At 72.3% G+C, this 26,862-nt stretch carries 28 protein-coding genes; 13 read left to right on the forward strand and 15 right to left on the reverse strand.

Features of this window, described 5'->3' with window-relative positions; genetic code table 11:
- Positions 1–94 precede the first annotated feature (94 nt).
- Positions 95–1,306 carry an FAD-dependent monooxygenase gene (locus GWK25_RS22220; RefSeq protein WP_215452334.1) on the forward strand — a complete coding sequence of 404 codons (1,212 nt, stop codon included), beginning with the start codon at positions 95–97 and terminating at the stop codon, positions 1,304–1,306.
- A gap of 120 nt (positions 1,307–1,426) precedes the next feature.
- Here the strand turns inward: GWK25_RS22220 and GWK25_RS22225 are convergent, their stop codons facing one another.
- Both GWK25_RS22225 and GWK25_RS22230 read right to left on the reverse strand, forming a co-directional pair.
- Entirely contained in the window at positions 1,427–2,059 is a 633-nt protein-coding gene (locus GWK25_RS22225) for an alpha-ketoglutarate-dependent dioxygenase AlkB (RefSeq protein ID WP_215452337.1), read from the reverse strand.
- Positions 2,060–2,120: 61 nt separating this feature from the next.
- Positions 2,121–2,795 carry an AIM24 family protein gene (locus tag GWK25_RS22230; RefSeq protein ID WP_215452338.1) on the reverse strand — a complete coding sequence of 225 codons (675 nt, stop codon included), beginning with the start codon at positions 2,793–2,795 and terminating at the stop codon, positions 2,121–2,123.
- 103 nt (positions 2,796–2,898) lie between these two features.
- On the opposite strand from GWK25_RS22230, the gene GWK25_RS22235 reads away from it, so the two are divergent.
- Positions 2,899–3,582 (forward strand): NUDIX domain-containing protein, encoded by a 684-nt coding sequence (locus GWK25_RS22235; RefSeq protein WP_215452339.1) that lies wholly within the window; start codon positions 2,899–2,901, stop codon positions 3,580–3,582.
- 18 nt (positions 3,583–3,600) lie between these two features.
- Here GWK25_RS22235 and GWK25_RS22240 read toward each other — a convergent pair whose 3' ends face one another.
- On the reverse strand, positions 3,601–4,509 hold the full coding sequence (locus GWK25_RS22240; protein WP_215452340.1) for a LysR family transcriptional regulator ArgP: 909 nt from the start codon (positions 4,507–4,509) through the stop codon (positions 3,601–3,603).
- 78 nt (positions 4,510–4,587) lie between these two features.
- On the opposite strand from GWK25_RS22240, the gene GWK25_RS22245 reads away from it, so the two are divergent.
- The 3 genes from GWK25_RS22245 (at position 4,588) to GWK25_RS22255 (ending at position 7,711) form a co-directional block, all read left to right on the forward strand.
- Positions 4,588–5,193, forward strand: coding sequence for a LysE/ArgO family amino acid transporter (locus GWK25_RS22245; RefSeq protein WP_251830069.1), 606 nt, complete (start codon positions 4,588–4,590; stop codon positions 5,191–5,193).
- Between the two features lie 140 nt (positions 5,194–5,333).
- Entirely contained in the window at positions 5,334–6,677 is a 1,344-nt protein-coding gene (locus GWK25_RS22250) for an MFS transporter (protein WP_215452342.1), read from the forward strand.
- Between the two features lie 65 nt (positions 6,678–6,742).
- Positions 6,743–7,711, forward strand: a complete 969-nt coding sequence (locus GWK25_RS22255) for an aldo/keto reductase (RefSeq protein ID WP_215452345.1) — start codon at positions 6,743–6,745, stop codon at positions 7,709–7,711.
- Positions 7,712–7,724: 13 nt separating this feature from the next.
- Here GWK25_RS22255 and GWK25_RS22260 read toward each other — a convergent pair whose 3' ends face one another.
- The gene (locus GWK25_RS22260) at positions 7,725–8,225 is read right to left on the reverse strand and encodes a hypothetical protein (protein WP_215452347.1); all 501 of its coding nucleotides are present in this window, start codon (positions 8,223–8,225) and stop codon (positions 7,725–7,727) included.
- A 3-nt stretch (positions 8,226–8,228) separates the two neighbouring features.
- Between GWK25_RS22260 and GWK25_RS22265 the strand changes: the two genes are divergently transcribed.
- On the forward strand, positions 8,229–8,396 hold the full coding sequence (locus GWK25_RS22265) for a hypothetical protein (protein ID WP_215452350.1): 168 nt from the start codon (positions 8,229–8,231) through the stop codon (positions 8,394–8,396).
- Between the two features lie 187 nt (positions 8,397–8,583).
- Here the strand turns inward: GWK25_RS22265 and GWK25_RS22270 are convergent, their stop codons facing one another.
- Both GWK25_RS22270 and GWK25_RS22275 read right to left on the reverse strand, forming a co-directional pair.
- Complete coding sequence (locus GWK25_RS22270) at positions 8,584–8,805, reverse strand: hypothetical protein (RefSeq protein ID WP_215452351.1); 222 nt, start codon at positions 8,803–8,805, stop codon at positions 8,584–8,586.
- 254 nt (positions 8,806–9,059) lie between these two features.
- On the reverse strand, positions 9,060–12,803 hold the full coding sequence (locus tag GWK25_RS22275; RefSeq protein WP_215452352.1) for a helix-turn-helix domain-containing protein: 3,744 nt from the start codon (positions 12,801–12,803) through the stop codon (positions 9,060–9,062).
- A 404-nt stretch (positions 12,804–13,207) separates the two neighbouring features.
- Between GWK25_RS22275 and mraY the strand changes: the two genes are divergently transcribed.
- The gene (gene mraY / locus GWK25_RS22280) at positions 13,208–14,275 is read left to right on the forward strand and encodes a phospho-N-acetylmuramoyl-pentapeptide-transferase (RefSeq protein ID WP_215452353.1); all 1,068 of its coding nucleotides are present in this window, start codon (positions 13,208–13,210) and stop codon (positions 14,273–14,275) included.
- A gap of 40 nt (positions 14,276–14,315) precedes the next feature.
- Here the strand turns inward: mraY and GWK25_RS22285 are convergent, their stop codons facing one another.
- The 3 genes from GWK25_RS22285 to GWK25_RS22295 form a co-directional block, all read right to left on the reverse strand.
- Positions 14,316–14,852 carry a GNAT family N-acetyltransferase gene (locus GWK25_RS22285; protein WP_215452354.1) on the reverse strand — a complete coding sequence of 179 codons (537 nt, stop codon included), beginning with the start codon at positions 14,850–14,852 and terminating at the stop codon, positions 14,316–14,318.
- Between the two features lie 107 nt (positions 14,853–14,959).
- Positions 14,960–15,511 carry a DUF6624 domain-containing protein gene (locus GWK25_RS22290; RefSeq protein WP_215452355.1) on the reverse strand — a complete coding sequence of 184 codons (552 nt, stop codon included), beginning with the start codon at positions 15,509–15,511 and terminating at the stop codon, positions 14,960–14,962.
- Between the two features lie 14 nt (positions 15,512–15,525).
- Entirely contained in the window at positions 15,526–15,945 is a 420-nt protein-coding gene (locus tag GWK25_RS22295; protein ID WP_251828979.1) for an ATP-binding protein, read from the reverse strand.
- A gap of 344 nt (positions 15,946–16,289) precedes the next feature.
- Here GWK25_RS22295 and GWK25_RS22300 point away from each other — a divergent pair, with 344 nt between their 5' ends.
- Complete coding sequence (locus tag GWK25_RS22300; protein WP_215452356.1) at positions 16,290–17,216, forward strand: SDR family NAD(P)-dependent oxidoreductase; 927 nt, start codon at positions 16,290–16,292, stop codon at positions 17,214–17,216.
- A gap of 46 nt (positions 17,217–17,262) precedes the next feature.
- On the opposite strand, the gene GWK25_RS22305 is transcribed toward GWK25_RS22300, so the two are convergent.
- The gene (locus GWK25_RS22305; RefSeq protein ID WP_215452357.1) at positions 17,263–18,675 is read right to left on the reverse strand and encodes a hypothetical protein; all 1,413 of its coding nucleotides are present in this window, start codon (positions 18,673–18,675) and stop codon (positions 17,263–17,265) included.
- Positions 18,676–18,978: 303 nt separating this feature from the next.
- On the opposite strand from GWK25_RS22305, the gene GWK25_RS22310 reads away from it, so the two are divergent.
- From GWK25_RS22310 to GWK25_RS22330, 5 genes are all read left to right on the forward strand, one after another.
- On the forward strand, positions 18,979–19,800 hold the full coding sequence (locus GWK25_RS22310; RefSeq protein ID WP_215457505.1) for a helix-turn-helix transcriptional regulator: 822 nt from the start codon (positions 18,979–18,981) through the stop codon (positions 19,798–19,800).
- 3 nt (positions 19,801–19,803) lie between these two features.
- Positions 19,804–20,055: a DUF397 domain-containing protein gene (locus GWK25_RS22315; RefSeq protein ID WP_215452358.1), complete on the forward strand. Its 252-nt coding sequence runs from the start codon at positions 19,804–19,806 to the stop codon at positions 20,053–20,055.
- A 276-nt stretch (positions 20,056–20,331) separates the two neighbouring features.
- Positions 20,332–20,865: a hypothetical protein gene (locus GWK25_RS22320; protein ID WP_251828980.1), complete on the forward strand. Its 534-nt coding sequence runs from the start codon at positions 20,332–20,334 to the stop codon at positions 20,863–20,865.
- A gap of 44 nt (positions 20,866–20,909) precedes the next feature.
- On the forward strand, positions 20,910–21,719 hold the full coding sequence (locus GWK25_RS22325) for an SAM-dependent methyltransferase (protein ID WP_215457506.1): 810 nt from the start codon (positions 20,910–20,912) through the stop codon (positions 21,717–21,719).
- 126 nt (positions 21,720–21,845) lie between these two features.
- Positions 21,846–22,271 (forward strand): MarR family winged helix-turn-helix transcriptional regulator, encoded by a 426-nt coding sequence (locus tag GWK25_RS22330; RefSeq protein WP_215452359.1) that lies wholly within the window; start codon positions 21,846–21,848, stop codon positions 22,269–22,271.
- Here the strand turns inward: GWK25_RS22330 and GWK25_RS22335 are convergent.
- Genes GWK25_RS22335 through GWK25_RS22355 form a run of 5 tightly spaced genes read right to left on the reverse strand, consistent with a single transcriptional unit; the run spans position 22,264 to position 26,849 of the window.
- Complete coding sequence (locus tag GWK25_RS22335) at positions 22,264–24,009, reverse strand: PP2C family protein-serine/threonine phosphatase (RefSeq protein WP_215452361.1); 1,746 nt, start codon at positions 24,007–24,009, stop codon at positions 22,264–22,266. The genes GWK25_RS22330 and GWK25_RS22335 overlap by 8 nt on opposite strands.
- Complete coding sequence (locus GWK25_RS22340) at positions 24,006–25,073, reverse strand: ATP-binding SpoIIE family protein phosphatase (RefSeq protein ID WP_215452364.1); 1,068 nt, start codon at positions 25,071–25,073, stop codon at positions 24,006–24,008. The genes GWK25_RS22335 and GWK25_RS22340 overlap by 4 nt, the downstream gene beginning before the upstream one ends.
- Positions 25,073–25,513 (reverse strand): anti-sigma regulatory factor, encoded by a 441-nt coding sequence (locus GWK25_RS22345; protein ID WP_215457507.1) that lies wholly within the window; start codon positions 25,511–25,513, stop codon positions 25,073–25,075. Before GWK25_RS22345 ends, GWK25_RS22340 begins: the two co-directional genes overlap by 1 nt.
- Positions 25,513–25,953 carry an STAS domain-containing protein gene (locus GWK25_RS22350; protein WP_215452366.1) on the reverse strand — a complete coding sequence of 147 codons (441 nt, stop codon included), beginning with the start codon at positions 25,951–25,953 and terminating at the stop codon, positions 25,513–25,515. Before GWK25_RS22350 ends, GWK25_RS22345 begins: the two co-directional genes overlap by 1 nt.
- Positions 25,950–26,849: an STAS domain-containing protein gene (locus GWK25_RS22355; protein WP_215452368.1), complete on the reverse strand. Its 900-nt coding sequence runs from the start codon at positions 26,847–26,849 to the stop codon at positions 25,950–25,952. Before GWK25_RS22355 ends, GWK25_RS22350 begins: the two co-directional genes overlap by 4 nt.
- Positions 26,850–26,862 lie beyond the last annotated feature (13 nt).

A 26,862-nucleotide genomic window follows, 5' to 3' on the forward strand; every position in this document is an offset into this window, starting at 1 on the left:
GTCACGCGGGCAAAGTGGCGTGAATCCGGACCGCACGCGCACTGCTACTCTTCGTGGTCAATTGATCGCTTTGCGCAGCGAAATGGGAGTGTGCGTGAAGATCGCGTGCGTCGGCGGCGGACCCGCAAGCCTGTACTTCTCGATCCTGATGAAGCGGCAGGACCCGTCCCACGACATCACCGTCCATGAACGGAACCCGGCCGGGTCCACCTACGGCTGGGGCGTCACCTACTGGTCCGAACTGCTGGACGAGCTCCGCGAGAAGGACCCCGAGACGGCCCTCGCCATCAGCGAGAACTCCGTCACCTGGAACAGCGGGGTGGCGTACGTCCGCGACCGCAGCACCGTCCAGCCCGGCGACGACGGCTTCGGCATCGGCAGGCGCCGCCTGCTCGAACTGCTGGCGGACCGAGCCCGCGCCCTGGGTGTCCGGGTGGAGTACGAGGACGAGATCACGGCCGTCGCCCTGCCGGAGGCCGACCTCGTCGTCGCGGGCGACGGAGTCAACAGCACGGTGCGCGAGAGGTACGCGGACCGCTTCGGCAGCGAGATCACGCTCGGCCGCAACGCCTACATCTGGCTGGGCACGACCAAGGTCCACGACGCCTTCACGTTCTCCTTCCAGGAGACCGACCACGGCTGGATCTGGGCCTACGCCTATCCGTTCAGCGACGAGCAGAGCACCTGTGTCATCGAGTGCTGCCCGGAGACGCTGAGCGGCCTGGGCCTGGACCGCCTGGGGGAGGCCGACGGCCTCGCCCTCCTGGAGAAGCTCTTCGCCGACATCCTGGACGGCCATCCGCTGCTGGGCCGGGACCAGGGTGACGGCACCGCCCGGTGGCTCACCTTCCGCACCCTGACCAACCGCGTCTGGCACCACGGCAACCTGGTCCTGCTCGGCGACGCCGCGCACACCACGCACTACTCCATCGGCGCCGGCACCACCCTCGCGCTGGAGGACGCCATCTGCCTGGCCGAGTCCCTCGGCGCCCACCCGGACACGGAGAGCGCGCTCACCGCCTACGAGCGACGCCGCAAGTCCGACCTCCTGCGGCTGCAGAGCGCCGCCCGGTACAGCGCCCAGTGGTACGAGAACATCCAGCGGTACATCGAGCTGCCGCCGGAGCAGATGTTCGCGCTCCTCGGTCAACGGCACTCGCCGCTGCTGCCGTACGTGCCGCCGCAGCTCTACTACCGCCTCGACCGCGCGGCCGGCCGTCTGGAGGCCCTGCGCCGGCTCAAGCGCTGGCTGGGCCCGAAGCTGGCCCGGTCCTCGCAGGCGCGGGCCCTCGCCGGACGGAAGTAGCCGGCAGCGCACCGCGCCGCCCCGCCCCGCCCCGCGGCTCGCCCGCGGCCCCGCCCCGCGGCTCGCCCACGGCCCCGCCCCGCGGCTCGCCCACGGCCCCGCGCCCGGCGGGCGGACTGGCTAGCGGACGCCGCGCGGCCGGAACTGGATGCTGATGCGCGGCCCCACCGCCCGCGTCGACTTGGGTACCGCGTGGTCCCAGGTGCGCTGGCAGGAGCCGCCCATCACGAGCAGGTCGCCGTGCCCCTGTGGAAAGCGCAGGGTCGGTCCACCGCCGCCGCCGTGGGGGCGCAGGGCCAGATCGCGGGGGTCGCCCACGGACAGGATGGCCACCATCGTGTTCTCCCGGGCGCCCCGGCCGATCCGGTCGCCGTGCCAGGCCACGCTGTCCCGGCCGTCGCGGTAGAAGCAGAGCCCCGCCGTGACGAACGGCTCGCCGAGCTCGGAGCCGTAGTGCGCGGACAGCGCCTGCCGGGCCTCGTCCAGGACGGGGTGCGGCAGGGTGTCCTCGGGGCCGTAGTAGGCGAGCAGGCGGGGTACGTCCACGACCTGCTCGTACATCTGTCGTCGCTCCGCCTTCCACGGCACGTCCTCGGCGAGCCGCTCGAACAGCGCGTCGGCGCCGGTCAGCCACCCGGGCAGTACGTCGACCCAGGCGCCGGCCCCCAGCTCACGACGGCGCAGCCCGTCGAGCGGACCGAGGCGGACGTCGTCGGACTGGTCGAAGAGGGAGCCCTGGAGGTGCGCGGCCATACCTGCAGCGTACTCCTGGATTCGAAAACCTGTTCGCTTGGGCTCCCTGTCGTCCGTCGGCTCAGTGCTGCTGGGCCTGCGGAGTCACCTCGCTCGGCCGTACCACCACGAAGCCCTCGCCCTCCAGCTTCAGCTGCACGGCCTCCCCGGAGCCGCCGCGGATCATCGAACCGAAGGACTGGGAGCGGTGCAGGGAGGTGGTGAGGTGGGCCGTCCAGCCCACCACCGCGTCCGTGTCGACGAACACGGGCAGCTGCGGCGACACCGGGATGACCAGCGGATTGCCGTCACAGATGAGACCCAGCTTCCCCTGTCCCGTGAAGACGCTGTTGAACAGGCCGCCACCGGTCATGCCGGCGCCCTTCACCGTCTTGATCTCGTAGGACAGGGACGCGTCGAAACAGAGCACGTTGCGTCCGTTGACGGTGAACACGTCGCCGGGCTCGATGTCGACGATGAAACAGTTCTGCGCCTCGTGCGCGAACCAGGCCTCGCCCTGACCGCGCACCGCCATCAGCGCCAGCCCCTCGCCGGTGACCGCGCGCTTGAGCATGCCGCCCACGCCCTGGCCCTTGCGTTCGAACTGCAGATTCCCCCGGAAGGCGATCATCGCGCCCTGCCGGGCGAGCATCTCGCCGTTCACCGCGTACTTGATCGACTTGGCGTTCTGGACGCTCATCCCCGGCGCGTACGCCGGCTGCACCATGTTCTCGTTGGAGAAAAGATCGCTCTTCATACGGGCATGCTGTCCCGGACCGCCCGATTCCGCCAAGCGACGCGCGCGGCAAGCGAATTGAGATGCCTGACAACGTCTCGACCGCAATGGTAGAAGCGGACGCATGACCAACAAGACCGTCGGAGTCGACGTCCCGGACCGCCGGGGCCGTACCGGGCTCGACCGCACCGGCCGGGACCTGACCGGCAACCCGCGCGTCAAGGTGCGGGACGTCCGCCTGCTGTCCAGCCACTGGTACGTGGAGCGCACGACCACCTTCGACTTCCAGCACACCGACGGCACCTGGAGCACCCAGGAGCGCGAGACGCACGACCGGGGCAACGGCGCCACCGTCCTGCTCTACGACACCGAACGCGAAACCGTGCTGCTCACCCGGCAGTTCCGCTACCCGGTGTACGTCAACGGCCACCCCGACGGGATGCTCGTCGAGACGCCGGGCGGTCTGCTCGACGAGGAGGACGAGCACCCCGAGGTCGCCGTGCGGCGCGAGGTCGTCGAGGAGACCGGTCACACCATCGGCGAGATCCGGCACGTCTTCGACATCTACATGAGCCCCGGCTCCGTCACGGAACGCGTCAGCTTCTACGCCGCCCCCTACGGCCCGTCGACCCGTACCCACGAGGGCGGCGGCCTCGGTGAGGAGGGCGAGGACATCGAACTCGTCGAACTGCCCTTCCGCCGCGCGCTGGAGATGATCCGCAGCGGGGAGATCGCCGACGCCAAGACCATCATGCTGCTCCAGTGGGCGGCGCTGGACGGTCCGTTCGGTACCGGCCGCGACGTGTGAGGGAGCCGCGGGGCCCCGTCAGGGATCGAGCGTCTCGGCGGCCTCCGCGGCGACCGCCTCCGCCACCGCCGTCAGCGCGGGGGAGTCGAGCTTCCACTGCTGCCAGAACAACTGGGCGTCCACGGTCCGTTCCGGTGCCAGGTCGACCAGGCGGCCGCTGTCGAGGAGCCGCTCGGCCTGGGCGGCGGGCACCATGCCCCAGCCCATGCCGGCGGCCACGGCGTCCACGAACCCCTCCGAGGTCGGTACGTAGTGCCGGCGGGGACCGGCCGGGTGGCCCCGCGTCAGCCGCCGGACAAAGGCGTCCTGGAACTCGTCCCGCCGGTCGAAGAAGACCACCGGCGCGTCGACGATCAGCTCCTTCAGCGGTGTGCCCGATCCGAGGCCCAGCCACCGCTCCGCGAAGGCGGGCGTGGCGCAGGGCCGGTAGCGCATCCGGCCGAGCGGCCGGACCGAGCAGCCGGCCACGGCGTCCGGTGCCGAGGTGACCGCGGCCATCACGAGCCCCTCGCGCAGCAGCCGGGCCGTGTGCTGCTCGTCCTCCCGCAGCAGTTCGTAGCAGGGGCGCAGTTCCTCGGGCACCCGGGTCAGGGCGGGCAGGAACCACGTGGCCAGCGAGTCGGCGTTCACCGCGATCGACACCCGCGTGGTCTCCCCGGCGCCCGTCATCCCGAGCGCGGTGTGCGCGTCGTGTTCGAGACGGGCCAGCTGGCGCGCGAACCGGACGATCACCTCGCCGGACTCCGTCGGCCGCACCGGCTTCTCCCGGATCAACAGGACCCGGCCGACCCGCTGCTCCAGCGCCTTGACCCGCTGGCTGACCGCCGACGGTGTCACGTGCAGGGCACCGGCCGCCGCGTCGAAGGTGCCCTCGTCCACCACGGCCAGCAGGGTGCGCACCAGGTCCAGGGGTAGCTGAGACATCACGGTGGCTAATGATACGTAAGAATCTTTAGCTGTACGCAGGGCGGCGCGTTTCCTAGCGTCGTGGGTGTGTTCAGCGAAATGACAGCCCTCGCGGCCGGATTCGGCACCGGCCTCTCCCTCATCGTCGCCATCGGAGCCCAGAACGCCTTCGTCCTCCGCCAAGGCCTGCACCGCGACGCGGTGCTGCCGGTCGTGGCCATCTGCGCCCTCTCCGACGCGCTGCTGATCGCCCTCGGCGTCGCCGGGGTCGGTGCGGTGGTCGTCGCCTGGCCCGGCGCGCTGAAGGCGGTCGCCCTGGTCGGCGGCGGTTTCCTCCTGGTCTACGGCGCCCTGGCCGCCCGCCGCGCCCTGCGGCCCGGCGACGACGCGCTGCGCGCGGAGAGCGGGTCGGCGGGCTCCCGGCGCCGGGCCGTCCTCACCTGTCTGGCGCTGACCTGGCTCAACCCGCACGTCTACCTGGACACCGTGTTCCTGCTCGGTTCCATCGCCTCGGACCAGGGCTCCCTGCGCTGGACCTTCGGTCTGGGCGCAACCCTCGCCAGCCTGTGCTGGTTCGCCGCCCTGGGCTTCGGCGCCCGGCTGCTCAGCCGGCACCTGGCCCGCCCGTCCGCCTGGCGAGTCCTCGACGGCCTGGTCGCGGTGACGATGCTCGTCCTCGGCGGAATGCTGATCGCCGGAGCCTGAGGCGCGGCGGAGGCGGTGGGATCCACGGTCATGCGGAGGTCCCGCCGACAGCATGTGAGACGGCGGCGAAATCGCCTGTCCCGGCGGTGGTGATCTCCGCGATAGTGGTGCCCGTATCGAAAGATGTATCGAGCATCAGGATGCCCGTGGACACCACCCAGAGCAGCACCGGCGACGACACCGCACCGGAGAACGACGCCGGCTCGGAGAACGGCACCGCTTCCAAGGGCGACCCGGCGGCGCCACCCCGCCGGGGCTGGCGTCGCTGGGCGATGGACACCCGGCCGCTGCGCCGCCCCGCCTACCGGCGCCTGTGGTCCTCGACCATCGTGACCGCCGTCGGCAGCCAACTGACCGCCGTCGCCGTCCCCAAACAGATCTACGACATCACCGGCTCCTCCGCCTGGGTCGGCTACGCCAGCCTCGCCGGCCTGCTGCCGCTGGTGGTCTTCGCGCTCTGGGGCGGCGCGGTCGCCGACAGCGTCGACCGCCGCATGCTGCTGCTCGTCACCAACACCGGTATCGCCGTCACCTCGGTGCTGTTCTGGGTGCAGGCCGTCACCGGCCTCGAGTCCGTCTGGACGCTGATGGCCCTGCTCGCCCTCCAGCAGGCGTTCTCCGGCCTCAACTCACCCGCCCGCAACGCCTCCGTGGCCCGGCTGGTCCCCGCCGAGGAACTGCCGGCGGCCGCCGCGCTCGGCTCGACCGTGATGCAACTCGGCCTGGTGGCCGGACCGTTGCTCGCCGGCGCCCTCATCCCGGTGATCGGCCTGGCCGAGCTGTACCTCATCGACGCGCTCGCCCTCTGCGTCACCCTCTGGGCCGTGTACCGGCTGCCCTCCCTGCCGCCTCTGGACACCACCACCGCCAGGCGGGCCGGCCTGCGGGAGGTGGTCGCGGGCTTCCGTTACATCGCCCTGCACAAGGTGCTCCTGCTGTCCTTCCTCGCCGACATCATCGCCATGGTCCTGGGCATGCCCCGCGCCCTCTTCCCGCAGCTGGCCGCCACCACGTACGCGCCCTACGGCGAAGGACTCGCCCTCGGCCTGCTGTTCGCCGCGATCCCCATCGGGGCCGTCGTCGGGGGCCTGATGTCGGGCACCTTCTCCCGCTCCCACCGGCACGGACTCATGGTCCTCGCGGCCGTCATGGCCTGGGGAGCGGCCATCACGGGCTTCGGGCTGAGCACCAGCCTGTGGCTCGCCGTGGCGTTCCTCGTGGCCGCCGGAGTCGCCGACATGGTCTCGATGGTCTTCCGCGGCGCCATCCTGCTCTCCGCCGCGACCGACGAGATGCGCGGCCGGATGCAGGGCGTGTTCACCGTGGTCGTGGCCGGCGGCCCCCGGCTCGCCGACGTCCTGCACGGCACGGCGGGCGCCGCCTTCGGCACCCGTACGGCCGTCGCCGGCGGAGGCCTGCTGGTCATGATCGCCGTGCTGCTCCTGGCGACGGCCACACCGGCACTGCGGCGGTACCGGATCTGACCGATCGGCACACCACCTCTTTCGTACGCTTGTCAGCCCACCCCTCACAGGCAGGAGTTGCAACGATGCAGTACGTGAAGCTCGGCTCGACGGGTCTGGACGTGTCCCGGATCTGTGTGGGATGCATGAGTTTCGGCCTCCCCGACCGAGGCACGCACGAATGGACCCTGGACGAGGAGGCGTCACGCCCGCTGATCCGGCAGGCGCTGGACGCGGGGATCAACTTCTTCGACACCGCGAACGTCTACTCCGACGGCACCAGCGAGGAGATCGTCGGCCGCGCGCTCGCCGAGTTCGCGCGGCGCGAGGAGGTCGTCGTCGCGACCAAGGTGAACGGCGCCATGCACCAGGGCCCCAACGCCTGGGGCCTGTCCCGCAAGGCGATCATGACGGAGATCGACAACAGCCTGCGGCGCCTCGGCACCGACTACGTGGACCTCTACCAGATCCACCGCTTCGACCCCCACACCCCGGTCGAGGAGACGATGGAGGCCCTGCACGACGTGGTGAAGGCGGGCAAGGCACGTTACCTCGGGGCGAGTTCGATGTACGCCTGGCAGTTCGCGAAGATGCAGCACACCGCCCGGCTGAACGGCTGGACCCGGTTCGTGTCCATGCAGAACCACTACAACCTCCTCTACCGCGAGGAGGAGCGCGAGATGCTCCCGCTGTGCGAGGACCAGAGCGTCGCCACGCTGCCCTGGAGCCCGCTCGCGCGCGGCCGCCTCACCCGGGACTGGGGCTCCGTGACCGCACGCACCGAGACCGACAACTTCGGCAGGACCCTCTACCAGGAGGGCGACCGGGAGATCGTCGACGCCGTCACCCGGATCGCCGGTGAGCGCGGGGTGCCCCGTGCGCAGGTCGCCCTGGCCTGGCTGCTGAGCCGTCCCACGGTCACCGCCCCCATCGTCGGCGCCACCAAGCCCCACCACCTGGCCGACGCCGTGGCCTCCCTCGACGTCACCCTGACGGACAAGGAGACCGAGGAACTGGAGCAGCCCTACACCCCGCGCGCGATCAGCGGTCACTGAGCGGCCGCGGGCCTCACAGGCGGGAGTACTCCAGACGCACGGTCGTGGCGAGACGGGCCAGGGCCTCCTCGGCGCCCTCGCGGTCGGTCTTGTCGAGGAGCGCCAGGGCGTCCGCCGCGGCCAGGCGCACCCGCTGGGGCACCTCGTCGAGGGCCGCCATGCGGTAGGCGATGGTGCGGCGGGCCTCGCGTTCCTCCGCGCTGACGCCGCTCGGCCCGGTGCGGGGGAAGACCGCGGCCTCGTAGGCGGTCACGTGGATGAGCACGCCGTGCGCGATGCCCTCGGCGTAACCCCGCTGCCCGGCCTGCCGCTGGGCCATGGCGAAGTGCGCCATGGCCCGCCGCCGCACGATCAGCGAGCCCACCATGCCGACCAGACCGGCGCACACCGCCGCCCCCAGGGCGACGGGACCACCGCCGATCAGCGCACCGATGAGGGCGCCGCCCGCCATCAGCAGACAGGTCAGCCCGGTGGTCAGCATCAGCAGGGCGCGCGCGGGAGTGAAGGAGGCCATGACGTGCAGTGTCTCAGCCTCGCCCGGGTGCCGGAGCGGTGGGCCGGTGGGGGAGGGGAGAGGCGGTACGTGCCGGACGGTCGGGCGGCGCCCGTGGCGGCGGGCCGCCCGACCGCACAGGGGCCGGGCAGCCTGGCGGGAGAGCCCCGCCGCGAGCACCGATTCGAGTGACCTGGCCCAGGTCCGAGGGCGTGGGTGAGGCCGGCCCCGTCGCGCATCACTCCGACCTGGCGGGCGGTGCTCAGGTCGACGACCGTCAGTGGCTGTACCGCTACACGGGCGAGGGCGTCGTGGCCCTCCTCGCCGCGAAACCGGTCGTCGTCGGTGGCACCTTCGTGCGGGCCGTCGGAGGCGAGGCTCAGGACGAAGTCGTGGGGGGTTTCACCGGAGAACCGCACGACACGGAAGTCGCTGAGCGCGGGAGGCCGACGGGCTCTCCGCCGTCGGCGGCAGCGGCGTCGATCGTCGTGGGGTCCGCCGCCGTCGAAGCGTCCGTGCCGGGGCCGCCGGACCTCAGCATGATCACCAGGATTCCGAGAAGGACGGACAGGGCGACCGCGATGAGGACGCTGGTGGGCATGGTGCGCTCCGGTTGTTCGACGTGCGGCGATACGACGCTCGACGCTCACAGCCGGGAGGTTGTCTGGCACGCCCCTGGTGCCGCCGCGTACAACTCCGGGCGACCGGTTTCATGCGTTTTTCGCTGTTTTTCCCGATGGTGGCGGCGAGGAGTCCGACAGCGGCAGCACTCACCGAGCGCCCCCGCCACGCATCAGGCCCCACGGCCGAAAAGACGCCCCTGGGCCGGCCGTGGTCACGCAACGGGGGCGGCTGTCAGGGGCAGACGCGCCTGTACGGCTGGTCCGGGACGTAGGCGCGCCACTGTTCCCGGGTCAGCTCCGTGTTGCCGGCACGGGAGCAGACGAGGGAGACCGCTCGATCAGGATCCACGGCGTACCGCTGGAGCGGCACGTTCACGCCGCCCGCGTACAGCGTGGTGCTGTCCGGGCTGAAGGCGAGCGTATCGACGCTCCCACCAGGGGTGGGCAGAGAAGGGCCGACGGGCTGCCGGGTCGCGAGGTCCCAGAGCTGGACGGTTCCCGAGTCGCCGCCCACGGCGAGCGTGTCGCCGTCCGGGCTGAACGCGAGAGCCGTGATCGTCTCCGCCGAGTCGTAGGTCGGACCGTCGGGCGCCAGGAAGACGTTCCTCAGGATGCCCGCCCGGTGCCGGAGGTCGCCGTCCCAGACGGCCACCCGCCCTGCCCTGTCGCCGGCCGCCAGTCGGGAGCCGTCGGGGGCGAAGGCGATGCGCTCGACGGCGTCGTGCTGGACGAGGTCATGTGCCTGGGACCGGCCCGCTCGGACGACGCGGTTGTCGGTCACGAGGAGCCCGCCGTCCGGGCTGACCGCCAGATGACCGCCTCCCGGGCCGGGGAGGCGGGCCGTCCTCCGCCGGTGCGCGGTGTCCCACGTCTCGTTGACGAAGCCGTCGGGCGTCCCCCGGGCGGTGAGGACAGTGCGACCGCCGGGCCCCAGGACGACCGTGTCCCGGGGCACCTCGTACGCTCCCGTGGGCCTCGGTGTGGCCAGGTCCACCGTGGTCCTGACGTGTCCGGCGGTCACGTCCCACACCGTCAGACGCTGCGACGCCGCGTCTTCGCCGGAAACGGAGATCCCGTAGGCGAACGCGCCTCCGTCGGGGCTGAAGGACAGCAGAGGCTCCGTCTCGTCGGCGAGGGCGAGCGGTCTGTCGGTACGCAGGGCGGGGAGGGCCGGGGGCGGCAGGGTGCGCAGCAGACGGCCGTCGCGTGTGTTCCGCAGGTGGAAGGCGTAGCCGTCACGCGTGCGTTCGGCGGTGGCGAGCGTTCTGCCGTCGGGGCTGAGCCGGACCCCGGCGAGCGGATTCTCGCGCCAGGCACGGGTGAGCGTCGTGGTGAGGTCGAGGGTGTGGACCGTACCCCCTTCGAGAAACCGCAGCAGAGGCCGCGAGGAGTCCCAGGCGAGACCGGAGAGCGAGGCGTTGTCCAAGGAGTGCCGGAGGACGGGGGCGCCGCGGTGGGACAGACGCCACACTTTGATCTCCTGGCCGCCGCCGGTCGCCAGAAACGAGCCGTCCGCGCTCACGACGGCGCCCAGGGCGCCCGGGTGGGTGACGTCGGCGAGTTCTCGTCCCGACGTGGTGTCCCATACACGCACCCGGTCCCCGGAGAGGGTGAGGAGCCGGCCGCCGGTCAGGCCGAGGAGGGTGACGTCACCGTCACAGGCGCCGCGAGCGCTGGTCCAGGCGCCGGGCCGGACGCTGCGCGCGGAGGTGTCCCAGACCTGCGGGGCCCGGCCGCGCGGGCAGACGGCCAGCAGCCGGTCGTCGGCCGCCGCGGCGGGGCGCTCCCCGCTGCCGGCCGACGGGGTCCGGAAGACCAGCCGGCCGTCGGTGGCGGAGTAGAGCCCAGCCCGGTCGTCGAACAGGCTCGTCACCAGGTAATTGCGGCCACTCGCCTCGAAGCTCACGATGTCCCCGAGCGGCAGGGTGTCCCCGATCCACCGCTTAGTCCGGGTGTCCCACATCCGCTGGGTCTGCCGGCCGGTCTGGACGACGAGCACCCGGCCGGCCGGACCCGCGGCGAGTACCGCCCCGTGAGGTACCCGTCCCGAGGCGATACGGCGGTGGGTGGCGACATCCCACACCCTCCAGGTGTTCCCGTCGACGCTCAGCAGGGTGCGCCCGGAGCTGTCGAGGGACCGGGCCGGTCCGTCACCGGGCGCCGGGTCGGTGAAGCTGCCCAGTTCGCGCTGGGCGAGCGCGCCCAGCAGTGCCCGGCGTGACTCCGGCAGCTCGGAGATGCGCCATGCGGCGACGCCGAGCAGCATCGCGGTCCGCGGGTCGGTGGTACGCAGTGCGTCGGCGACCGCGGCAACCCGGCGGGCCGCCGTGTCGGTGGTCTGCTTCTCGCTGTCCTGACGCAGCCGTACGGCGGCCAGGCCGACGACCAGGGCCACCGCCAGCAGGGCGCAGAGCGAGGCGATGAGTGTGCGGCTGCGGCGGCGGGCCCGGGTGGCGGCACGCTCCTCCGCCGCCCGCTGCTCCGCCGCGGCGACCATGAAGGCCGTCTCCTCCGACGTCAGCCCGTCGTGGCCGCCGTCGTCGTCCGCGAACAGTTCCTCGGCCCGCGCCAGGCGGGTGCCCCGGTAGAGGGTGCCCGGGTCGCGGTCGTGCTCCAGCCAGGTGCGGGCGGCGTCGGTCAGCTGCCGGTGGTGGCGCAGCCGCTCCCGGTCCGCCTCGATCCACTCGCGCAGCCGCGGCCAGCAGGAGATGAGCGCCTCGTGGGCGAGCTGCACTCCGTCGTCGTCGGTGGTCAGCAGCCGGGCCCGGGTCAGCCGCCCGGCGACGGCCCGCACGTCGGGGTCCTCCCACCCGCCCATCTCCTCCCAGGTGAGCGGGCGACGGGTGTCGGCGTTGCCCTGGCCGGGCTCGACCATTCGCAGGAGCAGGTGCCGGGCGGCGTGTGCCTGCGCCGGTGCGAGTTCCCCGTACGCCTCTTCGGCGCTGGCCGCGATCGCGCCGCGCACCCCGCCGGCCGCCTCGTACGCGGCGAGGGTCAGCATCCGTCCCTTACGGCGTCGCCAGGTCTCCAGCAGGGCATGGGACAGCATCGGCAGTCCGCCGGGCTCGCCCAGCACGTCCTCGACGATCCGCGCGGTCAGTGTCCGCTCCACGATGAGCCCGGCGGCCTGCGCGGGACCGATCACCGCCTCACGCAGCTCGTCCGCGGTCATGGGCCCGACCAGGAGCCCGCTCCTGTGCAGCGCCTCCGCCAGGCGCGGGTGCTCCGCGCACCGTGCGTAGAAGTCGGAACGCACGGCGATGAGCACGCGCAGCCGGCTCCCCGGTTCGCGGGCGGCGAGCAGCAGATCGAGGAAGCGGTCCCGTTCCGCGCGCTCGCGGCAGAGGGTGAAGACCTCCTCGAACTGATCCACCACCACCCAGCACTCCGGTTCATCGGCCGTCGGCGCCAGCAGATGGCCGTAGGTGGTGGCGGGCCGCGCCCCCGGCGTCAGGATCCGCAGGACCGCCTCCCGCCCCTGCTGCGCGAATCTTTCCCGCAGCAGGGGAATCAGACCGGCCCGCAGCAGGGAGGACTTGCCGCTGCCGGACGCTCCGAACACCACGGCGAACGGGGACCCGCACGCCAGCTCGCTCAGCTCGTCGACCAGCCGGTCCCGGCCGAAGAACAGGTCACGGTCGTCCGCCTCGAAGCGCGCGAGGCCGCGGTAGGGCGGAGTGGCGTCGGCATCCTCCTGCCGCTCCTTGCCTGCCTGCGCCTCGGCCTCCGCCCAGCGCGCCTCCCACGGGGCGGGGTCCTCCTCCCCGCACGCCTCGACGTACGCCCGGAGCACGGCCAACGACGGCAGTCGCTCGCCGCTCGCGGCCTTCGCCAGGGTCGTCACCGAGAAGCCGGCCTTCTGCGCCATGGCCCGGTACGACACGTTGCCCGCCGCGCGGCGCAGCTCCCGGAGATCGTTGGCGAGCCGCTGCACGGGACCGGCCGCCGGGTCGACCGGTAGTTCGGGACGCCCCATGGCAAAGCCTCTTTCACGCACAAGAAGAACAAGCTGATCAGCAGCACAAACTACGTTTCGTCCCCCGCGGACGAAAACCCTTTCCCCCTGTGATGTCCGCCGAGGGTTCGCTGCGGACCCGGACCAGGCCTCGCGGGCCTGGAAGTCGACGGAGCTGCGGGGGCGAAAAGAACAGGGCGCCGTCCCTGGTTTTCAGGGCGCGGGAACGGTGCGAGAAGCCCCACCGGGCCGCTCCCGACCGCGCACCCTCGTCACGCCCCTCCGACCGCGGTCCTCGCAACTCGGTCAACTACCCACCCCGGTACGAAGATCAGGTGACTGCATAGGGTGGGGCCCGTGAGAAGCAGCGACACCGGTGCGGCAGTCGCGTGTCCGAGCGCGACCGAGGGGGAGACCACCGTCCGATGAACCAGATCCTGTACGCCGGGGCCATCGGCCTGTTCCTGACGTTGATCGGCACACCGCTGCTGATCAAGCTGCTGGCCCGCAAGGGATACGGCCAGTTCATCCGCGACGACGGGCCGCGTGGTCATGCGGGCAAGCGCGGTACGCCGACCATGGGCGGCATCGCCTTCATCCTGGCCACCCTCGTCGCCTACGTCGCGACCAAGGTCATCACCGGGGAGAGCCCGACCTACCCCGGTTTCCTGGTGCTGTTCCTCATGGCGGGCATGGGTGTGGTCGGATTCCTGGACGACTACATCAAGATCGTCAAGCGGCGGTCGCTGGGGCTGCGGGCCGGGGCCAAGATGGCCGGTCAGCTGATCGTCGGTATCGTGTTCGCCCTGCTGGCCATCCGGTTCGCGGACGAGCGGGGTCAGACACCGGCCTCCCTGAAGCTGTCGTTCGTCACCGACTTCGGCTGGACCATCGGTCCGGTGCTGTTCGTCGTCTGGGCCCTGTTCATGATCCTGGCCATGTCGAACGGGGTGAACCTCACCGACGGTCTGGACGGCCTCGCCACCGGCGCGTCGGTCATGGTCTTCGGCGGCTACACCTTCATCGGTCTGTGGCAGTTCCAGAACTCGTGCGCGAACGCCCTCGAACTCACCGACCCCGCCTCCTGCATAGAGGTGCGCGACCCGCTCGACCTCGCCGTGGTCGCGGCCGCGCTGATGGGTGCCTGCTTCGGGTTCCTGTGGTGGAACACCTCGCCGGCCAAGATCTTCATGGGCGACACCGGCTCGCTGGCGCTCGGCGGGGCACTTGCGGGCCTCGCCATCTGCTCCCGCACCGAACTGCTCCTGGCCGTCCTCGGCGGGCTGTTCGTCCTCATCACCATGTCGGTGGTCATCCAGGTCGGCTCGTTCAAGCTGACCGGCAGACGCGTCTTCCGGATGGCACCGCTCCAGCACCACTTCGAACTCAAGGGCTGGTCCGAGGTTCTGGTCGTGGTCCGCTTCTGGACCATCCAGGGCATCTGCGTGATCGCCGGCCTCGGCCTGTTCTACGCGGGCTGGGCCGCGAGCTGACCGACGAGCGCCCGACGCCCGACCCGCCGAGCCTTCCGCGCTAGTCGGCGTCGCGCGTCAGCCGGAACACCACGGCGCGGCGCAGCGGTCCCTGCGGCATCGACGGGTCGTCGAAGTCGTCGTCCGGGTTCCGGGTCATGCCGAGGCGGCGCATAACGGCCTGGGAGCGGAGGTTGAGGGCGGTGGTCACCGCGAGGATCTCCGGGAGCCGGAGCTGCTCGAAGCCGAAGTCCAGGACCGCCCGCGCGGCTTCGGTGGCATAGCCGTGGCCCCACGCCGTACGCGTGAGTCGCCAGCCGGCCTCCACGCCGGAGAACGGCATGTCCTCGTTCACCGGATCCAGCCCGGCGAAACCGATGAACCGCCCCGTGGACCGCACCTCCAGTGCCCACCATCCCCAGCCCCGCCGGTCGAGGTCGTTCTGGAAGCGGGCGGCGGACGCTTCGCTCTGTTCCGCCGTGAGGACACCCGGAAAGTGTTCACGCACCTCGGGGTCGGCGTTCATGGCCGCCCAGGGGGCCAGGTCGGACTCCCGCCAGTCGCGCAGGAGGAGGCGTTCGGTTCGCAGGTCGGGCATCGGGCGACGGTAGCGCGATCACGGGGCGGGGGCGATCGGATTTCCGGGCCGGAGTCGCCGTCCGCCTGCGGTGACCACCGCGTAATCCTCGGTGGACGCACGGTTGTTCACAGCCCGCCGCTCGCCCCCAGGTCGACGCGTACCGCCCGTAGATGGTCGGTCAGGGGGCCGAGGCCCACGTCCTGGCGGCGTTCGTCGACGGACTCGGGGTGGCGGATGGGGTACGGGAAGAGGGTGCCGGGGTCGATGCGGGTGCCGTAGAACTGGGGCTGGTTCAGGGCGACGGCGCAGTGGTCGGCGATGTACGCGTGGTGCAGTGCGGGACAGCGGCCGTCCGCGACCGCCTCGGCGATCAGGTCGCGGCACGTGAGCTGGAAGCCGAGGTCGGGGGAGTGCAGCAGGAGCATGAGAGCCGCCGTCGAGGCGGGTTCGCCGACCGACTCGGCGGTGGGCCAGCCGTGACGGGCGACGATCGCGCGCAGGGCCTCGCCATTGCCGGTGTGGCACGCGGCGATGCGGTCCCGGGCCCGAGCGGTGGGCGCGGACCGGGCCTCCCGCGCCAGCCGCCGTCCGTCCTCGGCCCGGCGGATCAGCTCGGCGGCGAGCACCCGCCCGCGGGGCGGACCGGTGCCGGGCGCGGGTCGCGACGTGGGTTCCATGGCCGGGGCGCCCTTCACGCCGGCTCCCGCACGGCGAGCGAGAACCACACCCTCTTGCCCTCGTCCCCCGGCTCCGGCGGCTCGGTGCCCCAGTCGTCGGCCAGCGCGGACACGATGGACAGCCCTCGTCCGGACTCGGCGGACGCGGGCACCGTGCGAGGCCGGGGCGGCACGGGCGAGGGGTCGGCGAGGGTGACGCGCAGTTCGCGCCCGGAGCACTCGAGGACCATGGCGATGGTGTCGGCGGGACCGGCGCTCGCGTGCCGGACCGCGTTGGCGAAGAGTTCGTCGGTGGCGAGGACCGCGTCGTCGAGGATCGCGGACAGCTTCCAGCGGGCCAGCTGCGCCGCCACCGTGCGCCGTACTCCGGCGGCACGCGAGGGGTGCGCGGGTACCGCCATCCGGACGAGGCGGGACCTCTCCAGGGAGATCAAGGCAGTCTCACCGCACCCTGGGGTCGCCCCGCCCCGCCGGACGGGGCGTCGTGCACGCTCCACCCGGGGTCGTGCGCTGCCGCGGCAGGGATCCGTCGGCGGGACGTGCCGACACTGACCGCCGTCATCGAGTTCCTCCACATCCTCGAAGGCGATGTCTCCGGGGTGTTGTTCCCGGGGGTGTTGTTCCTGGGGTGCCGTTCCTGAGAGCGCTGTTTCTGGGGGTGCTGTTTCTGGGGGTGCTGTTGTCGAAGACAACAGCACCGGGCACACAAAACGCCAGGTGGTGGAGGGGTTGTGCAGTTGCGGGCGGGTAGTGGCGCCCGCTGTATAGGTTCCCCACCATGGTGAACGTCGACGAGGGCCCGCCCTCGCGGGAGCGGTGCCTCCCGGCCGGGTGGCCCGGTATGCGCGGCAAGCGGGTGGTGGTCACCGGGGGCACCCGGGGCCTGGGCGAGGGCGTCGTACGCCTCCTGCTCGCCGAGGGCGCCCACGTGGCCACCTGCGCGCGCCGGACGGCCGGACTGACGGCGCTGGGTGACTCCCTGGCCGGGGAGGAGCGGGCCCGGCTGTTCACCGAGGCGCTCGACGTCACCGAGCCCGGACGGCTGGAGGACTTCGTCACGACTGCGGCGAAGGGTTTCGGCGTCCTCGGGGGCACCGCGAAGCGGGACGGCGGGGGCGGCTCCGACGGCATGGACGACGGTGCCGACGCCTTCGACGGCATGGACAGGGCCGACGGCTTCGACGGCCTCGTGGCCTGTGTCGGTGGTTCCCGGGGCGGCGCGTTCGAGCAGGCGAGCGGCGCCGACTGGGCGGCCACCTGGGAACTGAACGTCGGCCACACCGCACGTCTGGTCCGAGCCGCGCTGCCGCACCTGCGTACCGCCGGCGGCGGTTCGGTGGTGCTGATCGGCTCCGTCTCGGGCTGGAAGCCCGGGCCGCCCGCTCAGTACGGGGCGGCGAAGAGCGCCCTGATCCATCTGGCGGCCTCGCTGGCCCGGGAGTTGGGCCCGGACCGCATCCGCGTCAACGCCGTGTCGCCCGGTTCCATGCTGATCCCGGACCGCCGCTGGGACCGGATGCGCCGGGAGGAGCCACGGGCGTACGAGGCGTTCGTCGGGAGGGAGCTGCCGACCGGTGCGCCCGTCACCCCGCACGAGGTGGCACGCACGGTGGTCTTCCTGCTCTCCGACTGGGCGACAGGTGTCTCCGGTGCGCACCTGCCGGTGGACCGGGCCCAGAACGCGCCCTCGCCGGACGGCTACTGAGGCGGGTGGGCGTGACGCTGAGGCGGGCGTGCGTGACGCGTCCATCTCAGGCGGCCGCCCCCAGCACCACCCGCGACCGGCGTTCGAAGTCCTGGACGAGCGGTTCGTGGCGGCGGGAGGCCAGACGGCCCCGGAAGTCGCGGAGCGCCTGGATGGAGCGCTCGCTGTGCACACCGCCGAGCGCTTCGAGCGCGTCCGTGGCGGTGGCGACGGCCTCGTCGAGACGGTTCTGCTGGAGATGGGCCGTGGCGAGCACGGAACGGCTGATGGCCTGGCGTCGGCGACGGTCGGTGTGGGCGCGCACCGACGCGCTCGCCGTGTGCTCGGCCTGCGCGGCCAGACCCAGGTCGCGGAAGCAGAGCGCGGACTCGGCCTGGAGGTAGTGGTGGTCGAGGAACCGCACCCAGGGCGACTCCTCGGTGGCACCCCGGCTCGCGTCGAGCTGCTTCTCGGCGGCTCGCAGCGCCTCGGCGGTCTCACGGGGCCGGCCCAGTGCCGCGTGGCCGCGCGCGGACATGGCGTGCAGCCGCATCAGGCCCAGGGGGCTGCCGGAGTCGTTGGCGGTGGCGACCCCGGCCCGGGCCAGGGCCACACCCTCGTCGGGGCGGCCCAGACTGGTCGCCAGATGGGACAGCCCCGCCAGGATCTGCCCGCCCAGCACATGGTCGCGGCCCTCCGCGCAGAGCCTGAGGCCCTGGGTCATGTACCGCTGGGCCAGGCCGTACTCCCCGGCGTCGTACGAGCTCCAGCCCGCCATGGCGGCCAGCCGGGCGGCGGCCGCGAACAGCTCGCGGCGGTGGTGCGGGGTCACACCGCGCTGCTGGAGCAGGGGGATCACCTCGGTGGTGAGGTACTGCACGATGCTCGTGCGGATCCCGCCGCCCCCGTAGTGGTTGTCCATCTCGTCGAACATGCGGAGCATCGCGTGGACCTGCTCCACCGGCCCGCCACCCGACACCGGCGCGAGCCGGGGCGCGTCACGGCTCTCCACCAGCCACAGCAGCCAGGCTCGCTGAGGGTTCGTCAGGGCGCCCGGCACGAACGGCACCGCGCCGAGCAGACTGCGCCGCGAGATGTCGGTGGAGCCCAGCTCGGCCAGGGTGTGCAGGGTCTCCGCCACGTTCTCGACGTACATCAGTGCCCGTCCCGTCACCGGTCGTCCGCGGTCGAGCGGAAAACCGAGGTCGGCCGGAGTGAGCGCGCGGCCCAGCCGTTCGCCGAGGACCGCGGCGATCAACTCCGGTGTGTTCCCCCGTGGTTGCTGGCCCTGGAGCCAGCGGGTGACGGAGGCCTTGTCGTAGTTGGTCTCCGCGCCCTGACAGCGGCCCAGTTCGTTGACCCGCAGGGCTAGGGACGCGTACGAGCAACCCGCCTCCTTCAGGGCTGTCGCCAGCGGCTTGTTGGGCCCCCCGGTCCCCTTGACCGGGCTCCTTGGTAATCCGTTCGTCACGGCGGCCATCCAGGTGTCGCATCGTGTCGGCGCGCGGCTTGACCCCTGCCCGCCGTGGCGCCAACTCCTGGGCGGGCCGGAGGAGTTCGAGGGACGCTGCGCAGCGTGTGCGGCAGGTCACTCGATCACTATGGTGGCGGAACGACTCAGACCGCAACCTGCGTTCTGATAATTTCAGAATGAACCGCGCGGACCTGTCCGTGTCAACGGATCGCGTGGCACACTGCACGCTGTGAATCCCGCCCGGGGAGGTTGCGCGTGAGTGAGACCCGCGTCGGAGGGACCGCTCCTGCGGCGCCCACGGTCCTGCGCATGGTCCTCGGAAAACGGCTCCGCCAGCTGCGGGAGCGCGCCGGAGTGTCCTTCGACGAGGCGGCCCGCGCCATCGAGGTCACCGCCCTGACGGTCCGCCGTATGGAGAAGGCGGAGGTGGGCCTCCGCATCCCCTACGTGAAGGAGTTGCTGCGCACCTACGGGGTCTCCGGCACGGAGATCGAGGACTTCCTCTCCCTCGCCCGCGAGGCCAACCAGCCCGGCTGGTGGCACAAGTTCCGCGATGTGCTGCCCGAGTGGTTCAGCGCGTACGTGAGCCTGGAGAGCGAAGCCGCCGTCATCCGCCTCTACGAACCCCAGTACGTGCCGGGCCTGTTGCAGACCCACGACTACGCGGCCGCCCTCATCCGGGTCGGCTTCCCCAACGCGAACACCGAGGAGGTGGAACGCCACGTCGCCCTGCGCCTCAGGCGCCAGGACCTGCTGGTCAAACCCGAGGCGCCGGCCATCTGGGCCATCCTGGACGAGACCGTGCTGCGCCGTCCCGTGGGCGGATCGCAGGTGATGCGGGAGCAGATCGACCGGCTCGTCGAGGCCACGGAACGACCCAAAATCAAAATCCAGATCATGCGGTTCGCGGCCGGGCCGCATCCCGGGGCGTACGGCCCCTTCCACTACTTCCGGTTCGGATTCTCCGAACTCCCCGACATCGTCTACACCGAGGGTCTCGCGGGCGCCCAGTACGTCGACCAGCCCGTGGACGTCGTGACCTATCTGGAGGTCCTCGACCGGATGTCCGTGCAGGCGGAACCGGTGGCTCGGACCAGGGACATCCTGGCGGCACTACGCAAGGAGTTGTGACACATGGCAAGGACACCCGACGCCCCTGTCCGCAGCGGCATGCCCGCGCCCGACCTCGGCGCGGAGGGCTGGCGCAAGCCCTGGAGCGGTACGAACGGCGGTTCCTGCGTGGAGGCCAAGCGGCTGCCCGACGGGAGTGTCGCCTTCCGTCAGTCCACCGATCCCGAGGGTCCCGCGCTCGTGTACACGCGGGAGGAGATGGTGGCGTTCCTGGAGGGGGCGAAGGCGGGGGAGGCGGACTTTCTGATCGCCTGAGGGGGTGGGGGTTTCGGGTACGTCGGCGGGTGCGGGTGCGTGGGGCTTCTCGCGCCCATGCGGCGGAGCCGCACAGTGGTACAGCCCCACGCCCCTGAAAAGGCGGGTCCGCGCCCCTGCTTTTTCGGCCCGCCACTCATCACTACGCCCGCACAACCGGACAACCCGCACGCGCACTCCCGGCACCTCCCTGCCCCGCCCAGACTGGGGGCACCTCCCGGCCGTTCACGGGTCCGGGAGGACGACGACCGCCGCGCACCACCCGAAGGGAGCGGCATGCGCACGCCGCCTCGTGCCCCGGGCCGCTCCCGAGGGGTGGGGACGACCCCGCCGTACCTGCCCGCGCTGACCCCGTACCGGACCCTGATCGTCGAGGGACACGAAGGACGCGGCCGGGCCCGTCTGGTCGCCGAGCTGGCGCGCCTCGGGTTCGAGGTCCGGCGGCTGCCGTCCGCCCTGCACCACCTGGACCCCGCCCTGCCCTGCCGTGAACTCCTCGCCGGCCCCGGACGCCTGGCCGTCGACGGCAACCTGATCGCGGAACTCGTCCACGGCCCGCTGAGCCGGGGCCGCTCCCGGGTCACCTGGATACAGGCCCTGGACCTCGCCGACGCCGTGGCCGAGCGCGACGGGGCCATGCTCCACCTGACCACGCCCGAGGTCTCGGAGGCGGCCACCGCGTACGCCCGGGTGTTCCGCACCCTCGCCCAGCACGTACCCGTGGTGACCCTCGATGTCGGCGAGATGAGCGGCCCGTCCGGGCTCTCGCCGCCCGCTCGTCCCAACTCTGGCGTGAAGCAGTGCACTTGACGATAGGTTGGCGACGACCACGCGATGTGAGGCAGGAGAGTCCCATGGCAGAAGGCCACCCCACTCCCGACCAGGAAGCGCTGTCGAAGATCGACACCACGGTGCCCCACTCGGCCCGTATCTGGAACTACTGGATGGGCGGCAAGGACAACTACGAGGTCGACCGTGAGGCGGGCGACGCCTACCGGGAGATCGCCCCGAACATCGAGACGATGGCCCGCGCCTCCCGCGTCTACCTCATCCGCACGGTCACCTTCGTGGCCCGCGAGCGCGGCATCCGTCAGTTCCTGGACATCGGCACCGGCCTTCCGACGTACGACAACACCCATCAGGTCGCCCAGAAGGTGGCCCCCGAGTCCCGCATCGTCTACGTCGACAACGACCCGCTCGTACTGCGGCACGCGCAGGCACTGCTCACCAGCACCCCCGAAGGGGTCACCGACTACGTCGACGCGGACCTGCACGACCCGGACGCCATCCTGGAGGCCGCCGGGAAGATCCTCGACTTCGACAAGCCGGTGGCGCTGATGCTGATGGGCATCCTCGGCCACATCCAGGACTACGAGGAGGCCAAGGAGATCGTCCGCCGCCTCCAGGCCGCCCTGCCGTCCGGCAGCTACTTCGTCCACTACGACAGCACGGACACCGACGCCGAACTCAAGCGCGCGCAGGAGGGCTACGACGACACCGGTGCCGTCCCCTACGTCCTGCGCAGCCCCCGGCAGCTGCACGCCTACTACGAGGGCCTGGAACTGCTGGAACCCGGCATCGTCTCCTGCCCGCTGTGGCGACCGGAACCGGGCACCACCCCGGAGCCGACGGACGTGTACGGGGGAGTGGCCTACAAGGCCTAGCACCGGGAGCACCACGGGCCCGGCGCGCAGGACTCGGGCGCGGCGTCCCGGGAGCCGGTCTGTGGCCCGCCGAGGAGTCGGCCAGGACGGCCGTGTACTCGCGGGCACTTCGGGTAGGCCCCCCGCATGACCGGACCCGCCGACCTCGACCGGCAGGTTCTCGACGCCGTGGAGAACCTGGTGCCGCTCTGGTTCTCGGCAGTGGAGGAGGTCACCCCGCGACTGTCGCCGAGACAGATCCTGGCGCTCCGCGCGGTGCGCGGGCGTCCCGAGCTGAACCTGACCGGCCTGGCGGAGCGGCTCGGCGTCGGGCTGCCCACGGCCAGCCGGCTCTGCGACCGCCTCGAAGCGGCCGACCTGCTCCAGCGGTGCGTCCGGCTCGACGACCGGCGCGAGGTGCACCTGATGCTCACCGAAGGCGGGCAGCGGTTCCTCGCGGAGATCTCCGAACGCCTGTCCGCGCTGCTCGGCGACGCCCTGGCGGCGTTGCCGCCGACGGAACGCGTCCGGGTGGAGCAGGTGCTGCGGGCCCTGGGGGGAAGTGTCAGTTGAGCTGTGCCGTGACCCGATCGGCGGCACTGTGCACATGGCAGAGCAGCAGGCAGACGTCGTCCTCGTGCTCCTCGTCCAGCAAGGGGGCGAGGAGCTGGTCGGCCGACTCCTGGAGGTTCTCGTCCAGCGTCGTGGACGGCAGCCCGCCGAGCGTGGCCGCGAGCTGTTCGATGCCCGGGTCGATGCCCAGGGCACGCCGTTCCACCAGTCCGTCCGTGTAGAGCGCCAGCGTCGAGCCGGGCGGCAACGGCACGGTGTGGTCGGCGATCTCCTGGTGCAGGGGGATGCCGAGCATCGCGCCCGGCTTGGCGTCCAGGATCCGCACCGTCCCGTCGGGTGAGCGCAGCACCGGCGGCGGATGGCCGGCGGCGGCCCAGGTGAGCGTGGGTTCGTGCGGGTGGAACCGGGCGATGACGGCCGTGGCGTACAGGTCGGGCTGGAGATGGTGCAGGAACAGATGGAGATGGGTGAGCAGCTGCCCGGGGCTCTTGCCGTCGACGGCGTACGCGCGCAGCGCCGTCCGGAGCTGGCTCATCATCACCGCCGCGTGCAGACCGTGTCCGGTGACGTCACCGATCACGGTGATCAGGCTGCCGTCGGGCTGCCGGAAGGCGTCGTACCAGTCACCACCGATGTTCAGGCCCCGCGTGGCCGGCAGATAGCGCGCGGCCAGCCGCAGCCCCGGCGTGGTGGGCAGTTCGGTGAGCAGGGCCCGTTGCAGGGTCTCGGCGATGTCGCGGTTGTGCTCGAAGCGCCGGGCGTTCTCCAGCGCGACCCCCGCCCGCCGGGCCAGCTCGATCAGCATGAAGGCGTCGTCGGCGTCCCACCGCTGGTCGTCGGGCGGTGACAGCGTCAGCACGCCCAGAGGCGCGCCCCGGGTGATCAGGGGCACGCACAGCAGCGGCCGGGAGGGGTCGATCGCCGAGGGCGGCTGGTCGTCGACACCGGGCAGCTCGCCGGGATGGTCGGCGGCGTACTGGGGGCGCCCGCGGCGCGCCGCGACGACGGCGGCGGCCGGACGCGGACCGGCACCGGCCGTCTCGCCCTCCCCGTCGAACAGCCACACGTCGGCGCTGCGGGCGTACCGGGGCACCAGCAGCGACGGCAGCAGCCGCACGATCGCGTCGGGGTTGAGGGACGCGGTCAGGGCGGCGCTGGCGTCGGCGAGGAGAGTGAGCCGGCCACGCGCGTTCTCGGCCTCCCTGCGGGCCTTCTGCTCGGCGTCGAACAGCTCGCGCTGCGCCCGCCCGGCCGCGTCCAGCTCGGCGTGCAGGGCGAGGACGCCCTGGTTGGTCTGGTGCAGTTCCTCGCGGTGGAAGGCGACCAGCGCCTCCTTCTCGTCGAGCTTCTCCAGCAGCAGCGCCGCGTCCTCGTCGGCTCCGAACAGCGCCTCCGCCAGCGTCGTCGGGTCACCGGGCACATGCTCGCTGTCCGGCAGCCGCACCTCCTCCGAGCAGGCCACCGTCAGCCGCCACGGCTGCCGGTACTCACCCGGTCGCCGGTTCGCCGACGTCACCTCGACCAGGAACCGGCAGCCACCGGGCCGCGCCGTGACCGCCCGCGCCGTCAGCAGCCACGTGCCGCCCTTGGTCAGGCACTGGCGCAACTGTGCCGAGAGCACGGACACCAGCCGCGCCCGGTCGGTCGGCGACACCCCGTGCGCGGTGGCCAGCCGCGCGGTGGCGATACGTGCCCGGGCGGCGTCGGTGACGGAACGGACAGTCCAGGTACGGGTCATGGGAGGTGGTCCGGCGGGGAGGGGCTCAGTACGGCGACGGTGGTGTCGTCGCGGACCGGCCGGGCGGGGCTGCTCGCGTCGCGCACGATCACGGCGGCGATCACAGCGGGGTCGAGGGAGGGACTGTGGGCGGCGGGGCCCGGGCTCCAGCGGCTGGGCAGACCGTCACTGTGCAGGACGAGCAGCCGGTCGTCCCCCCAGGCCACCTCTTGCTGCGGAACATGGGCGGCCCGGTGGGCGCCGACTATGCCGGGCCGGGACAGCAGCGGCTGCCACTGCGCCCCGGTGCGCAGCCGCGCCCCGATGTTGCCGATCCCCGCGAACAGCAACCGACGTGCGGAGAGGTCGAGCTGGGCGACGGCGACGGCCGCGCCCCGGGTGTCGCGCAGCGCGCCCTCCAGCCGCCGCAGCAGCTGTGCGGGAGGCAGCTCGGGCGCGCGGTACAGCTGCTGCACGGCCGCCGACGACGCGCGGGCCGCCGCCACGCCGTGGCCCAGCCCGTCGGCCAGCAGCAGTGTGGTCAGGTCGCCGGACCGGACCCAGGCCCAGGCGTCGCCGGAGAACTCCGCGCCGGCGAAGGGGACGTTGACACCGCCGGCCCGGACAGCCGGGGCGGGGGAGGCCTGTCTGCCCCGGCGGCCCGCCCGTGCGCCGAGCCTGGCCAGGGCGATGGTGCCCCGGCCCACCGTGCTGTGCAGGTCGAAGTCGTCAGCGACCCGGCGGCAGGTGCCGAGGCCCGCGCCGAGCGACGACGTCGTCGAGAACCCGTCCCGCAGCGCGCCCGCGATGTCGCGCACCCCCGGCCCGTGGTCGATGGCCACGATCTGCACCATGGGCGCCGCGCCGTCCGCCCGGTCCGGGTCGGGGCGGGAGAGGACGTCCAGCAGTATCAGCCCGCCCCCGGCGTGCTTGAGCAGATTGGTCGCCAGCTCGGTGGCCACCAGGGCGCAGCCGGCGGCGCGGCCCTCGTCCAGCCCGGCCCGTGCCGCGGCGGCCTCGGCGGCCACCCGGGCGTCGCGCACCCGGGTCGAGTCGTGCACCGGCACCTCCCAGACGCGTGGCATCACCGCTCCTCGCGCGGGCGCGGCGCACCCGCGAGCCAGGACGTCACGGTCACCGTGGTGCCCGAGCCGGGCCGGCTGTCGATCGCGAAGTCGTGGACCAGTCGCCGGGCGCCGCCCAGCCCCATCCCCAGACCCTCACCGGAGGTGTAGCCGTCGAGGAGGGCCTGGTCGAGGTCGGCGATGCCGGGCCCCTCGTCGCGGAACGTCAGCCGCAGCCCTCGTGCCCCGCCCTTGTCCACGGGAGCGCACTCCATCTGGCCCCCGCCGCCGTGGACCAGGGTGTTGCGCGCCAGCTCGCTGGCCGCGGTGACCAGTTTGGTCTGGTCGACCAGACCGAAGCCGAGCTGGGCGGCCGCTTGCCGCACATGCTGACGTACCCACACCAGATCGAGATCCGAGTGGATCGGCAGGCAGGCGGAGATGCCGCCGGCGGTCTGCATCACGGACTCTCCTGGCGGGCGTGGACTCGGTGGCTGAAGGTCGGGTCCGCTTCGCCGAGGAGGCGCAGCGCGTCCTCGGTGGTGAGCGCGGTGCGCAGCCCCGGCAGGGTCAGGCCCAGCTCCACCAGGGTGATCGCCACGGCCGGACGCATGCCGGCCACGACCGTCCCGGCGGCCAGCAGACTCGTCTGGGCGGCGATGTCGCCGAGCACCCGGCCGAGGAAGGAGTCGACCATCTCCACACCGGAGAGGTCGATCACCACACCCGTGGCGCCGCTGCGGGCGACCGTGTCGCTGATGTCCTGCTGGAGCTGCTCCGCCGCGCCGTCGTGCAGATCGCCCTGGAGGGACACCAGGAGCACGTTGCCGAGTTTGAGCACGGGGACGGGCGCCCCGTACGAGGACGGGCCGCCGTACGCGGCGAACAGATCGCCACTCACCTGGGCCCCGAACCGGCGCCGTCGCGGGAGACGATGTCCGTGCCCAGCTGCCGGAGCGCGTAGGCGAGGGCGTCCGCGAGGCTGGTGCGGGTCAGCACCGAGCTGAGGTCGATGCCCAGGTGGACGATGGTCTGCGCGATGGGCGGCCGGATGCCGGAGACGATGCACTCGGCCCCCATCAGCCGGGCCGCCGCCACGGTCTTCATCAGGTGCTGGGCCACCAGCGAGTCCACGGTCGGTACCCCGGTGATGTCCAGGATGGCGAACCGGGCGTGCTGCTCGACGATGGAGTCGAGGAGCCGCTCCATCACCACCTGGCTGCGCGCGCTGTCCAGCGTGCCGATCAGGGGGACGGCGACGATGCCCTCCCACAGCTTGATGACCGGCGTGGCGACCTCCATCAGCTGCAGCCGCTGCCGGTGGATGAGTTCCTCGCCCTCGCTGAGCGCGGTCTCCAGCACCACCAGGCGCAGGGTGCCCATCAGCACGGTCAGGGTGGTGGTGCACTCCCGCAGATGCACCGCCGGGGCATTGGCGAACTCGGCCAGCAGCACGTCGGTCACGGGCGGCCGCAGCGCGTCCACCTCGGCCGAGATCTGGGTGACCGTGGAGCCGGCCCGCGCGCGGGAGGCGGCCGTCCGCGCGAGCTGTTCACGGACGACCTGGAAGCCGCCGGCGTCCGCGTCCTCCACGCTGTCCACGGCGGCCACGGCGGCGAGCGCGTCCACGACGGCCCGGCCCGCCTCCACCGCCTCGTCCCGGGAGTGGGTGAAGACGGTGCGGAACAGCGCGGCGTCGGCCCAGCGCTGGGCGATCTGTTCCTGGCGGTCGCGCAGGAACCGCGCCACCTCCTGCGTCGGTGTCAACTGCTGGTCTGCCGTGTCCTGTTCCGGCACGGGTCTCTCCTCA

Origin of the sequence: Streptomyces sp. ATCC 21386, from assembly GCF_018728545.1 — a bacterium.
GTDB lineage: Bacteria > Actinomycetota > Actinomycetes > Streptomycetales > Streptomycetaceae > Streptomyces.